The organism is Shouchella shacheensis, from assembly GCF_001484965.1.
Classification (GTDB): domain Bacteria; phylum Bacillota; class Bacilli; order Bacillales; family Bacillaceae_D; genus Shouchella; species Shouchella shacheensis.
This window is the reverse complement of sequence record NZ_LLYY01000028.1, coordinates 45,596-57,732: the sequence shown is the minus strand read 5'-3', so window position 1 is coordinate 57,732 and position 12,137 is coordinate 45,596. Positions and strand designations below refer to the sequence as shown.

The following is a 12,137-nucleotide window of genomic DNA, read 5'->3' as shown; positions in this document are numbered from 1 at the left end:
CCCAACTATATTAGGATATACCTGTCTATTTCGGCCTGCGAAAGTTGAGAATATAAGAAAAGTAGAAGCGCTCTATCATTCAATTGTGCAAACGATTTTCCTTCAATAAAAAATGGTTGTCAAATCACAAAAACCATAATATACTTACTTTACATCAAAAAATCACATAAGTTTTGTGATTTTGTGCAAACGTTTGTCTTTAAAATTTTAGGGGGGATAAAGATGAGAAAGAATCGGTTTTTTTTATGGACTTCTGTGCTAACGCTTTCACTGGTGCTTGCTGCGTGTGGTCCGGATCGAGAGGAAGAAGCGGCAGGGACGAGCGATGGGAACGGAGAAGCTGAGAGCGATAAACCGGAGACACTGACAATGTGGGTCAATGATGAAGAGGGCCACCTTGCTGCGTATGAGGAATTGGGAGAGAGGTTTACAGAAGAGCACGATATTGACGTTGAGATTACTCCTTTTTCCATGCTTGATCAGTTGGAGTCGCTTTCACTTGACGCTGCATCAGGCGGAGGTCCGGATTTGTTCTTTCAACCGAATGATCCGATGGGTGACATCTATCTGCAAGGTCTAGCAGCGGAGTTGGATTTAACAGACGAAGAACTAGAAGGCTACAATGAAAATGCGGTTGAGGCTTTGAATTACGAAGGTGTTCAGCTCGGCGTTCCAGTTGCTGTTGAGACATATGCGCTTTATTACAATACGGAGCTAGTACCTGAGGCTCCAGAGACGTTTGAAGACATTGAGGAAATCGCCGCTGACTTAACGGATGCCTCAAGTGATGAGTATGGCTTCCTGATGGAAGGAACGAACTTCTACTACTTGTACGCGTTTCTCGCTGGAAATGGTGGGTATGTCTTTAATCAAGATGAAGAGGGTGTCTATGATACAGAGGATATCGGCCTGAACAATGAGGGTGCTGTTGAGGCTGCGGAATTGGTACAAGGCTGGTTTGAAGAAGGCTATCTGCCGACCGGAATTACTGGGGATATTATGGAAGGCTTGTTTTCGGAAGGAAATGTGGGTGCTGTCATTTCGGGGCCATGGAATCTTGGACCGTTTCAAGAAGCCTTAGGCGATAATCTCGGAGTTGCGCCGCTTCCAACGTTCAATGGAGAAAATCTTGAATCGTTCTCCACGGTTAAAGGTTGGCTTGTGAATGAGTATAGCGAGAACCAAGAGTGGGCCAAAGAGCTTGCACTGTTCGTAACCAATCAGGAAAACTCTGAGACATTCTATGAGCTGACTGAAGAAGTTCCTGCCAGAACGGATATCGAAATCACCGACGAAATGCAGGAAGGCTTCACAGAGCAAGCCGAGCATGCTGTAGCGATGCCGAACATCCCAGAAATGTCGACGGTTTGGGAGCCGATGGAAGATGCCTTTATTTTTATTTCTGAGGGAACCGATCCGCAGGAAGCACTGGACGGAGCGGTAGACCAAATTCGCGATGACATGGAAATGATGGGCTCAGGGCAGTAACGTAAATAACCGGATGGCTGAGTGGGCACAAGCTGCGTAATCTTGTGCCCGTTTCCATAAGAAAGGTGTGAAAAAAGTGGCGAAAGTAACCCTTGAAAATAAAAAGAGAATTAGCAAGAACCCACGCCTGGCGCTAGCGCCATCGATTATTCCTGGGGTTGGCCAACTTTACAATAAGCACTTCATCAAAGGCGGAATCTTTTTTCTTTTCTTCTCTGCCTTTATTACTGTGTTTTATGATTTATTAAATGTCGGCTACTGGGGGTTGTTTACCCTTGGAACGCTGGAGCGTATTGACGACTCGCGGGTGTTGCTTGGTCAGGGGATTATGGCGCTGATTTTAACGGTATTTGCTGTGTTGTTTTATAGTTTAAATTTGCGAGACGCCTATAAGGGAGCAGTCGCCGTTCGTGAAGGGCGACAACCTCTCAGTTTGCGAGACGGATTTTGGCAGTCATGGAACAAAGGTTTTCCGTATCTCCTCGTAGGTCCGGGGCTGTTCCTGCTTATTTTCACAGTAATTTTTCCGCTTTTGTTCATGGTAGGACTAGCATTTACAAACTACGATTTATATAATGCGCCGCCACGGAACCTTCTTTCCTGGGTGGGGTTTGATAACTTTACAAGACTCGTCACCGTGCCAATCTGGCGGAACACGTTTTTGTCTGTTTTTTCTTGGACGCTCATTTGGACGCTTGTGGCAACGACGCTACAAATTGCGCTTGCTCTCTTTCTAGCGCTTATAGTCAATGACAAACGGATTAAGTTTAAGAAGACGATCCGTACGTTTTTGATTTTGCCTTGGGCGGTTCCAGCCTTTGTCACCATTCTTATTTTTGCAGCGATGTTTAACGATAACTTTGGCGCTATGAACAGAGAAATTGTCGGTCCGCTCTTTGGTGTCACCATTCCCTGGTTAAGTGATGTTCTGTGGACACGGGTGGCCTTAATTCTTATGCAGACGTGGCTCGGCTTTCCATTTGTGTTTGCCTTATTTACAGGGATTTTACAAAGCATATCCTCTGACTGGTACGAGGCGTCGGACATTGACGGAGCAAGCCGAATGCAAAAGTTTCGGTTTATCACACTTCCGCATGTTCTATTTGCAACTGCACCGCTATTAATAATGCAGTATGCAGGCAACTTCAATAATTTTAATATCATTTACTTGTTTAACCAAGGAGGCCCGCCAGTACAGGGGCAGAATGCCGGGGGATCCGACATCTTGATCTCTTGGGTTTATGACATGGCCTTTAGCAACTCACAGTACAGCATGGCAGCGGCCGTTTCGATTATTATTGGTCTGTTTGTCGCTACGTTCGCGATTTTCCAATTTCGTCGCAGTCGATCCTTTAAAGAGGAGGGGAGTATCTAATGAATCGGAAAACAAAATCGAGACTGGAAGTAACCGGGATTTACCTATTCCTTGCTTTCATGTTTGTTATCATTGCTTACCCTCTTCTCTGGACCATCGGTCTATCGTTAAATCCAGGAACGAGTCTGTACGGCGCAAACATGATCCCGGACAATTGGTCGCTTACCCACTATATTTGGCTCTTTACAGACCCACGTAGCGATTATTTGCTCTGGTACCAGAATACGCTTGTCGTTGCGTTCTCAACATCGTTCTTCTCAACACTCATGGTTGCTCTAACGGCTTATGCGTTTTCGCGCTATCGATTTGTTGGCCGGAGATATGGACTCTATACATTCTTGATTCTTCAGCTATTTCCAGTCATTATGGCAATGGTTGCACTGTATATCTTACTGAACACTGTCGGCCTGCTTGATTCCTTGTTAGGGTTGATTATTATTTACGTGGGAACGTCGATTCCTATGAATGCCTTTCTTGTAAAAGGTTATTTCGACACAATTCCTAAAGAACTAGATGAATCAGCGAAATTGGATGGCGCCGGGCATTTCCGCATTTTCATCACGATCATGCTGCCACTTGCGAAACCGATCTTGGCGGTTGTGGCTCTCTTTAATTTTATGAGCCCATTCATGGATTTCATTTTGCCAAGAATCATTCTCCGTAGTCCGGAGAACTTTACGCTTGCCCTTGGGTTGTTTAACTTTGTCAATGATCAGTTCGCTAATAATTTCACCCGTTTTGCCGCGGGAGCGATCTTAATCGCAGTACCGATTGCTGCTGTGTTCTTATACTTGCAGCGCTACCTCATTTCAGGCTTAACATCAGGCGCAACAAAAGGATAAAGATGATTGGTGGCTGGAGGTGTCACATCGACACCTCCTCTAGCCACCTTAAAAAACTGGAGAAGAAAGAGTAGATAGGCGGGCGTTTTTGGGGATAGAGGCTGCTGGCCTTAAAGGTTTTCAGAAACCCCCTAAGTCCTAACCCTTATTGTGATTCCCTCGAAAACCATGTATAATAACCATGAATGCAAACGTTTGCGCAAACCGAAAAATAAGGAGACAGATGGATGAATAAGACATGGTGGAAAGAAGCGGTCTGTTATCAAGTGTATCCGCGGAGTTTCTATGATTCCAATGGGGACGGCATTGGCGATTTGCAGGGAGTGATCGCGAAGCTTGATTATTTAGAGTGGCTTGGGATTAACGTGATTTGGTTAAGTCCTATGTATGATTCCCCGAATGATGATAATGGCTATGACATTCGCGATTACAAAAGCATTATGAGCGAATTTGGCAGCATGGATGATTTTGATCAATTGATCGATGCTGTCCACCAGCGTGGGATGAAAATGATCATTGATCTGGTCATTAACCATACATCGGATGAGCATGCGTGGTTTGTCGAATCGAGAGCTTCGAAAACGAGTGAAAAAAGAGATTGGTATATTTGGAGAGACGCGAAAGAGGACGGCACGGAGCCCAATAACTGGGCCTCGATCTTTAATGGCTCTGCTTGGAAATGGGATGAGGAGACGCAGCAATTCTACTTGCATGTTTTTTCGGAAAAACAACCTGACTTAAACTGGGAGAACGAGGATGTACGTGCGGCCCTTTTTGAAACGATGAATTGGTGGCTGGACAAAGGCATTGATGGCTTTCGTGTTGATGCGATTAGCCATATCAAAAAAGTCGAGGGCCTTCCCGATTTGCCGAATCCGCAGCAAGAGGCGTATGTTGACTCGTATGCCGGTCATATGAACCGTCCAGGGATTCATCGTTTTTTGCAGGAGATGAAAAAAGAGACGCTAGATCAGTACGATGTGATGACTGTCGGAGAAGCGAATGGGGTCAGCATTGATGATTCAGAAGACTCCAAAGCCTGGGCAGGGGAAGAAGAGGGCGTCTTCAATATGGTGTTTCAATTTGAACATCTAGGCCTGTGGGGAAAAGAAGCCGAGGAAACACTCGATTTGCTTGCGTTAAAGGAGACGCTTTCCAAGTGGCAGATGGGGTTAGATGGAATTGGCTGGAATGCGTTGTTTCTTGAGAATCACGATCAACCGCGTAGTGTATCTTCGTGGGGCGATGACGAGCGTTACTGGAAAGAAAGTGCAAAGGCACTAGCCACGCTCTACTTTTTGATGCAAGGCACGCCTTTTATCTACCAGGGACAAGAAATCGGAATGACGAATGTCCAGTTTGATTCGATTGACGACTATGATGATGTGTCGATGCGAAATTTTTATCGAATTGAGCGTGAGAAGGGTTGTCCTCATGAAGAGATTATGCCGGTGATTTGGACACAGGGACGGGATAACTCGCGGACGCCGATGCAGTGGGCCGATGAGAAACAAGGCGGGTTTAGTACGTCTGAAGCTACTTGGCTACGGGTGAACGACAATTACAACGCGATCAATGTGAAGAAGCAGGCGGAAGACCCGGACTCGATTCTTTCTTACTTTAGAGAGCTAATCGGCTTACGTAAGAGACATGCAACACTTGTGTATGGACCATATGAACTGAAACTAGCCGACCATCCGTCGGTCTATGCCTATACACGAACGGGTGAGAACGAAACGTTTGCCATTATCGTGAATCTCTTTGCCAAGGAAGCGACGTTTGAGGTAAAAGGAGAACTAGGAGAAATGGTGCTCTGCAATTACAGCACTGAAGGAAACTCTTTCAACCTTCGACCTTATGAGGCCCGCATCTATCGCTCCGTCGCTCGGTAAAGGCGCTTGACAGTTTTAACAGGCAAGGGTACTGTTTGAAAGGAATACTATGCGAGAGGGCGGTTGTGGGGAATGCCGATCACGATCAAGGACGTGGCAAAAAAAGCGAATGTGGCGCCATCGACGGTTTCCCGCGTGATTGCCAACAGTACAAGGATTAGCTCAAAAACAAAAGAAAACGTGCGAGCGGCCATGAGTGAATTAGGGTATCACCCGAATTTTAACGCACGAAATTTGGTCAATCAAAGCACCAATATGCTTGGCGTTGTCATCCCGAGTGCCTCACAGACGGCCTTCCACAATCCCTTTTTTCCGGAAGTGCTTCGGGGGATCACAGCGAAAGCCCATGAAGAAAAGTACGGACTGTATGTGTCTACGGGACAAACGGACAGGGAGATTTTCGCCGAAGTCAAGGAAATGGTCCAAAGCAAAAGAGTGGACGGGGTGGTTTTGCTTTATTCGAAAACGGATGATCCGCTCGTTCCATTTTTAATACAGGAGTCGTTTCCATTTGTCGTGGTCGGTCGCCCTCCTGAACCCCTTCTTACGGAAGTATCCTATGTAAACAACGACAACGTCAAAGCCGCAAAGCTCGTCACGGAATACTTGCTGCTGTTAGGGCATCAGGATATTGGCTTTATAGGAGGACAAAAAGAGGCGTTCGTCACTCTTGACCATAAAACCGGCTACGCCAAAGCGCTGGAGCAAGCCGGCGTCCCTCTAACCGAGGATTATCTTGTGTATTACGAGGAATTGATTGAAGGCGGTCAGCAGGCAGTGATCGAGCTCATGGCACTAGAAAAACCACCGACGTCGCTTGTGGTGGCTGATGACTTAATGGCGCTCGGCGTCTTGCGCATGCTTGCCGAAATGGGGATCTCCGTGCCGGGTGAAGTTTCCGTGATTAGCTTTAATAATGTGATGGTATCGGAGCTCGCCTCGCCTCCTTTAACCACACTGGACATCCATATTTACCAACTTGGATACAAAGCAACGGAATTGCTGAAGGAACGGATCGTGGACCCACAATCGCCAGCCACGAGCGCTGTTGTTGGTCATACGCTTGTGAAAAGGCAGTCTTGTGGGAGTCGTCGGTAAAACGATAGAGTGAAAGTAACGCCCCCCATTGTATTAGGCAGTGGGGGGTTGTCTTTTTTCTTTTAGTTCAGTGAGCATTCTTTCAATCCTTCCGGTGTCCATCGCATCAACCAATCATTATTCGGTTTTGACATCGGGATATTCTTTGTCTACACGAGCAAACATTTCCTCCCATGATACCATTCCATACTGGTGAGCATTTAAAAATACAGACATTCACACTCGAAAAAGTAGTCTAAACTAATTTGTTAGTCAAAAGCCGGAGCACTACTCTTCTTTCATTGTAGCGAAATCCTTTATAATGAATCCGCTTGCAAAAAACCGCCTTCCATGCTACACTCCAAATATACAAAAAATCGTATTTTGTGTGGAGGTGGCAATGAACGAGGCGCTGTTTTCAAAAAAAGGGAAAACACTGGTACAAGTGGCAACCCGTTTGTTGATGATCGAAGAAGGCGAGAGGATTCCAAAGGTAGAGTCGTTTTCTACGGAACTTCATGTTGGGAGGGGGACGATTCAAAGCTCCATTAAGTTGCTTGAGAAGGAGGGGGCAATTGGCCTTCATTCAAGAGGGCATCTTGGTACGTTTCTTGTGCATAAAGACGTGGCGAAGTTACACAAGTTTTCCGGAGTGGCAGATATCACGGCTGTGATGCCGTTGCCTTACTCAAAGAAGTACGAAGGATTGGCAACGGGGTTTACAACCGAGTTTGAAGGACTTGGCATGCGTTTAAACATTGCCTTTATGCGTGGAAGTAAGCCGAGGCTCGAAGGTGTGCTCGATGAGCGCTATGATTTTGCGATTGTCTCGAAGGCGGCAGCGCAAGAGTTCCAACACGAGCAAAAAAGTACGCTATCTATTGACAAGCAGCTTGGCCTCCATTCATATGTCAGTGGCCATCGCGTCTTCTTTGCGAATCCGGAAAACGAAGTGATTCACTCAGGAATGAGAGTTGGGATTGACCGTAAGTCTGCGGATCAGCTTTTGCTTGTCGAAGCCGAGGTTGGCGACAAGGAAGTGGAGTACGTCGAGTTAAACTATATGCATCTATTGAAAAATCTGGAGGCAGGGGTCATTGATGCGACGGTTTGGAATTCAGATGAAGTTGCGAACTCGTCGATTCATTCAAGGCCACTAACGTCGGAAACGGCTAGACAGCGTGCCAAGGATATTAGTGAGACCGTCGTTGTTGTTCAGGAAGAGAACAAGGTTATTCAATATCTTTTAAGCTTAATTGAAAACGAGCAGCTAATGGCGATTCAGCATCAAGTGGAAAGAGGCGAAATCATCCCCAGGTACTAGGGTTGAGTCGCCTACAACATTAATATACAAAAAAATGTACATTGGAAGGTGGCGACAAGGATGCCGCTAATGGAGCGAGTGAACATGCTTGCTGAGACCGAGACCATTACCAAAACAGCGGAGGATGTTGTAAGAAAAGTAATTGTCACACAGGTACCAAAGGGGAAAGAAGAGGCTTATGCCATGCTCGTCACGCATGTGGCGATGGCGATCACTCGTGTAGAGCGCGAGGAAGAATTGAGTGCGCCCCCAGAAGAGATGATGAAAGAAGTCTATTCCTCGGATCAACTGGCAAGCGCGAAAGAGAAGGTCGAATGGGTAGAAGAACAATGGGGACAATCGTTTCCACAGGAAGAGAAAGCATTCATGTATATGCACTACGTAACAGTCCTAGCTTCAATGATAAATGAAGGAGATGATGAGGAATGAAAATTGTAATCGGCGGACAAGTGGAGAAGAAGGAAATTGAGAAGTTGATCAAGGCCTATGATGCCTCGATTGAAACGGTGGTAAAGTCTGATCTTGAAGCAGCGATGATGATGAAGCAAGGGCAAGCGGATTATTACTTTGGCGCGTGTCACACAGGAGGAGGCGGTGCTCTTGCTATGGCGATCTCGCTCCTTGGCAAAGCCAATTGTCATACGATTTCTATGCCAGGCAAACCACCAGTAAGGGAGAAGGTAGAGAAAGCGGTTCAAGACGGCGGCAAGGCGTTCGGTTTTACTGGGGATCATAAAGAAAAAGCGGTTGAATATCTACTTGGCACGCTAAAAGCCTAACCTAGCTTAAAGGGGGAAGAGAACATGTTGGATGTCGTCTTACTTGTCGCCATCGGTGTTTTAAGTGCGGTCATGGCGAATATGGGCATCGCTGTATTCAATGACGGCTTGCGTCCGATCGTACCTGAGAATCTAGAAGGGCGGATGACACGGAAAGAGCTTGGGGTGACGGCCTTTGCTATGAGCTTTGGTCTCGTGATTGGGTTTGGAATTCCGATTTCGATTGCCGGGAGCATCATTTTGATTCACAGTATTTTGCTTGGTACCGATATCATTGGATTGTCCATTGCGAGGGGCAAATTTTCAACGATAGTAGCCGGTGTGCTTGGTGGCTTGTACGGAGCGGGAATCTATTATGGTCTTCAAGTGGTCGTTGATTTATTTGGGATGTTGCCGCTGGATTTCGTTGAAGGCTTTAACCTTGTCGGAGAACCCGTTGTGGTTGCATTTATGGTCTTCCCGGCGGTGGCTGTTGCTCTGCAATTTACAGTAAAAAAGGGGATCATCACCTTTTTATTTGCGGCACTTGCTCGTCAACTTGTCGTTTGGTCAAACACTGAAGAAATTCTCTCGATTGATGGGAACCCGGTAACCCTTAGTCCAGAAGGGATTGCCCTCGTGGTTGGAATGGCTTTCTTAATTGTTTTCGCGATGCAAGAGAAGTCAGAGGATACGAGTATGGAGCAAATGGCAACACTGTTCGTTGATCGTGTGCAGCGTATTAAAAAATACACGTGGGTGATTATGATCAGTGGCGCGCTGCTTGCTGCAGCTGCGAATTTGCTCATTGTTTCAGGGGATCCGATTACCCTGAACTTGCTTTCAGACGGGCGACTGAACGAAGGCGGAATTGCTGCCCTCGCAAAAGCGCTAGGCTTTGTGCCCTTAATTGCAAGTACGGCGATTGCTACGGGAGTATATGGTCCAGCGGGTTTCACCCTCGTTTTTGCCGTTGGGATCTTTTCACCAAATGTGGTTGTGGCGGCGATTATTGGTGCTGTTGTGATCATGCTTGAGGTTCTCCTTTTAACGAAAATGGCGAAGTTTCTGGACCGCTATCCAGGTGTGCGCGCCTCCGGGGAAAATATTCGTACAGCAATGACACGGGTACTGGAAGTGGCTCTCTTGATCGGTGGGGCTAACGCGGCTAATGCGATTGTGCCTGGGTTTGGGTTCTACGCGATTGCTGGCTTTTATTTACTAAATGAAGCTGCCGGTCGTCCGATTGTCCGTATGGCGGTTGGTCCAGTTGGAGCGATTGCGGTCGGCATCATTGGAAATATTCTCGTGCTCCTCGGTTTATATTCACCTTAATGAAAGGGAGGTTTAACCACCATGATTGAAACTGTTCGAGGCCCGATTTCAACAGATGAATTTGGCGTCTGTGCCTGTCATGAACATTTGCATATTGATTTAAGCCGAATAAAGAAGTCGCGCGATACGGCTTTAACAAACGACAAGACCATAAAAATCGATGTTTCTCGCTTTGTGGAAGCAGGCGGCAAGTCGCTTATAGAAATGACCAATTACGGAATGGGGCGCAATGTCCTATTCCTTAAGCAAATCGCTGAAGAGCTCGACCTGCATATCGTTGCAAGTACGGGCTGTTACAAAGATCCGTTTATTCCAGAAGAAGCGCAAGGGTGGAGTCGCGAACAGTTTGCTACCCATATGCTAAAAGAGATTCGCGAAGGGTTGGAAGGCACGACGATCAAACCGGGCGTTATCGGGGAAATCGGCAGCAGCTTAAATGAATTTAAGCCCGTAGAAGTAGAGCTGTTCCACGGAGCGATTGAAGCAGCAAAAGAAAGCAAGCTGCCCCTGTGCACCCATACATCCCTTGGAACGCTTGCGGCCGAGCAGGTCGAACTTTTCTCGCGTGAGGGCTTGCCGCTCAGCCAAGTGGTGATTGGGCATCAAGATTTAAATGAAGACGATCAGGTAGTGCTCGATGTTTTATCTTCAGGCTGCTATGTGGCGCTCGATACGATTGGCAAGGAAAACTACCGCTCTGATCAAGATCGTTTAACGTCGCTGTTGACGTTCGTGGAGGCTGGGTATGCCGACAAGCTAATGCTCTCTACCGACCTTACACGCAATTCACATCTGTATGCGGCAGGGGGACAAGGGTTTGATTACACGCTGCGCGTGTTTGTGCCAATGATGAAAGAAGCAGGAGTGGACGAGGCGACAATTCAGAAGCTTCTTGTTAGCAACCCGGCAAAAGCATTTGCCAAGAGAGGGGCGTAAGTCGTGAAATATGCAGACTCGCTGTTGACCAACTTATCACTTGAAGAAGCACAACAACTACAGTTTACACTCACCGATGCGATTACTAAGGAATTTACTGACAATCAATTTTTTCAAGTCGGGGACGTCGGGCTTCATCCTGACTACAAACGCCCACTCACAACCGCCAAAGTCGAGCGTGTGCTGGCCAAAGTGTTTGAAGCCGAGGCCTGTGCACTTGTTCGTGGAAGTGGTACCGGCGCCATTCGCTTGATTTTAAGTGAGCTACTGGCTGCAGGGGAGACGTGTCTGGTTCATGAGGCGCCTATGTACACCACGACAAAGGAAACCTTCCGTCAGCTAGGCTTGAAAACAGAGTCAACAGATCTTAATGACTTGAACGTGTTAGAAGCAGCGGTAAAAGAAACGACGGCGAACGTATTTTACGTGCAACATGCCAGACAGCAGCCAGGGGATACGTATGATTTAGGGGACGTCATTCAAGTCGCAAAAAAAGCACGGCCGGATCTGCCTGTTGTTGTTGATGATAATTACTGTGCCATGAAAATGCCAAAGGTCGGCGTGCAGCATGGGGCGGATTTCTCCACATTTTCGGGCTTTAAACTTCTTGGACCTGAAGGAATCGGTGTGATTGTCGGTCGCAAAAAGGAAATTGAGTCCTATCATGCTCACAACTACTCAGGTGGGGGACAGGTACAAGGCCATGAAGCGCATGAGCTGCTCAGAAGTTTAGTATTCGCACCCGTTATGATTGCGACACAAAACCAGCAAGTTGAGGCCCTTTATCAAAGACTTTCGGAAGGTGAAATTGCTGGAATCGATGAGGTCTACATGACCAATGCTCAATCAAAGAACGTCATGGTTGAGCTGAAGAAGCCGATCGCTAAACAGGTCATTGAGGCAGCAGCTCACTACGGGGCAGCCACCTATCCTGTTGGTGCAGAATCACGCTATGAACTCGTGCCGATGATTTACCGTGTGTCTGGGAGCTTCATGGAAGCGAACCCGAGGCTGGTTGATCGAGGTTTGCGTATGAACCCCATGAAAGCAGGAGCGGGAACCGTGATTCGTATTTTGCAAGCAGCGATGGATCAATGGGAGAAGGGGTGA

At 47.0% G+C, this 12,137-nt stretch carries 11 protein-coding genes; all 11 read left to right on the top strand.

The window, feature by feature from the left end; genetic code table 11:
* The first annotated feature begins 222 nt into the window (after positions 1-222).
* Complete coding sequence (locus AVZ68_RS16045; protein WP_059105585.1) at positions 223-1,488, top strand: sugar ABC transporter substrate-binding protein; 1,266 nt, start codon at positions 223-225, stop codon at positions 1,486-1,488.
* Between the two features lie 76 nt (positions 1,489-1,564).
* Complete coding sequence (locus AVZ68_RS16040) at positions 1,565-2,863, top strand: carbohydrate ABC transporter permease (protein WP_059105584.1); 1,299 nt, start codon at positions 1,565-1,567, stop codon at positions 2,861-2,863.
* Positions 2,863-3,705: a sugar ABC transporter permease gene (locus AVZ68_RS16035; protein WP_059105583.1), complete on the top strand. Its 843-nt coding sequence runs from the start codon at positions 2,863-2,865 to the stop codon at positions 3,703-3,705. The genes AVZ68_RS16040 and AVZ68_RS16035 overlap by 1 nt, the downstream gene beginning before the upstream one ends.
* Before the next feature lie 227 nt (positions 3,706-3,932).
* Positions 3,933-5,597: a glycoside hydrolase family 13 protein gene (locus AVZ68_RS16030; protein ID WP_059105582.1), complete on the top strand. Its 1,665-nt coding sequence runs from the start codon at positions 3,933-3,935 to the stop codon at positions 5,595-5,597.
* A 72-nt stretch (positions 5,598-5,669) separates the two neighbouring features.
* Positions 5,670-6,695 carry a LacI family DNA-binding transcriptional regulator gene (locus AVZ68_RS16025; RefSeq protein ID WP_059105581.1) on the top strand — a complete coding sequence of 342 codons (1,026 nt, stop codon included), beginning with the start codon at positions 5,670-5,672 and terminating at the stop codon, positions 6,693-6,695.
* 379 nt (positions 6,696-7,074) lie between these two features.
* Positions 7,075-7,998, top strand: coding sequence for a GntR family transcriptional regulator YhfZ (gene yhfZ / locus AVZ68_RS16020; RefSeq protein WP_059105580.1), 924 nt, complete (start codon positions 7,075-7,077; stop codon positions 7,996-7,998).
* Positions 7,999-8,058: 60 nt separating this feature from the next.
* The gene (locus tag AVZ68_RS16015; protein ID WP_059105579.1) at positions 8,059-8,427 is read left to right on the top strand and encodes a PRD domain-containing protein; all 369 of its coding nucleotides are present in this window, start codon (positions 8,059-8,061) and stop codon (positions 8,425-8,427) included.
* On the top strand, positions 8,424-8,777 hold the full coding sequence (locus AVZ68_RS16010) for a DUF2620 domain-containing protein (RefSeq protein ID WP_059105578.1): 354 nt from the start codon (positions 8,424-8,426) through the stop codon (positions 8,775-8,777). The genes AVZ68_RS16015 and AVZ68_RS16010 overlap by 4 nt, the downstream gene beginning before the upstream one ends.
* A gap of 24 nt (positions 8,778-8,801) precedes the next feature.
* Positions 8,802-10,091 carry a YhfT family protein gene (locus AVZ68_RS16005; RefSeq protein WP_180316721.1) on the top strand — a complete coding sequence of 430 codons (1,290 nt, stop codon included), beginning with the start codon at positions 8,802-8,804 and terminating at the stop codon, positions 10,089-10,091.
* Positions 10,092-10,112: 21 nt separating this feature from the next.
* Positions 10,113-11,027 carry a phosphotriesterase family protein gene (locus AVZ68_RS16000; protein ID WP_059105577.1) on the top strand — a complete coding sequence of 305 codons (915 nt, stop codon included), beginning with the start codon at positions 10,113-10,115 and terminating at the stop codon, positions 11,025-11,027.
* 3 nt (positions 11,028-11,030) lie between these two features.
* Entirely contained in the window at positions 11,031-12,137 is a 1,107-nt protein-coding gene (locus AVZ68_RS15995; RefSeq protein ID WP_059105576.1) for an aminotransferase class V-fold PLP-dependent enzyme, read from the top strand.

Excerpts from the sequence above, each read along its gene's own strand:
- AVZ68_RS16045 (WP_059105585.1), top strand. The coding sequence starts at position 223 with ATGAGAAAGAATCGGTTTTTTTTATGGACTTCTGTGCTAACGCTTTCA.
- AVZ68_RS16035 (WP_059105583.1), top strand. The coding sequence starts at position 2,863 with ATGAATCGGAAAACAAAATCGAGACTGGAAGTAACCGGGATTTACCTA.
- AVZ68_RS16030 (WP_059105582.1), top strand. The coding sequence starts at position 3,933 with ATGAATAAGACATGGTGGAAAGAAGCGGTCTGTTATCAAGTGTATCCG.
- AVZ68_RS16025 (WP_059105581.1), top strand. The coding sequence starts at position 5,670 with ATGCCGATCACGATCAAGGACGTGGCAAAAAAAGCGAATGTGGCGCCA.
- yhfZ (WP_059105580.1), top strand. The coding sequence starts at position 7,075 with ATGAACGAGGCGCTGTTTTCAAAAAAAGGGAAAACACTGGTACAAGTG.
- AVZ68_RS16015 (WP_059105579.1), top strand. The coding sequence starts at position 8,059 with ATGCCGCTAATGGAGCGAGTGAACATGCTTGCTGAGACCGAGACCATT.
- AVZ68_RS16010 (WP_059105578.1), top strand. The coding sequence starts at position 8,424 with ATGAAAATTGTAATCGGCGGACAAGTGGAGAAGAAGGAAATTGAGAAG.
- AVZ68_RS16005 (WP_180316721.1), top strand. The coding sequence starts at position 8,802 with ATGTTGGATGTCGTCTTACTTGTCGCCATCGGTGTTTTAAGTGCGGTC.
- AVZ68_RS16000 (WP_059105577.1), top strand. The coding sequence starts at position 10,113 with ATGATTGAAACTGTTCGAGGCCCGATTTCAACAGATGAATTTGGCGTC.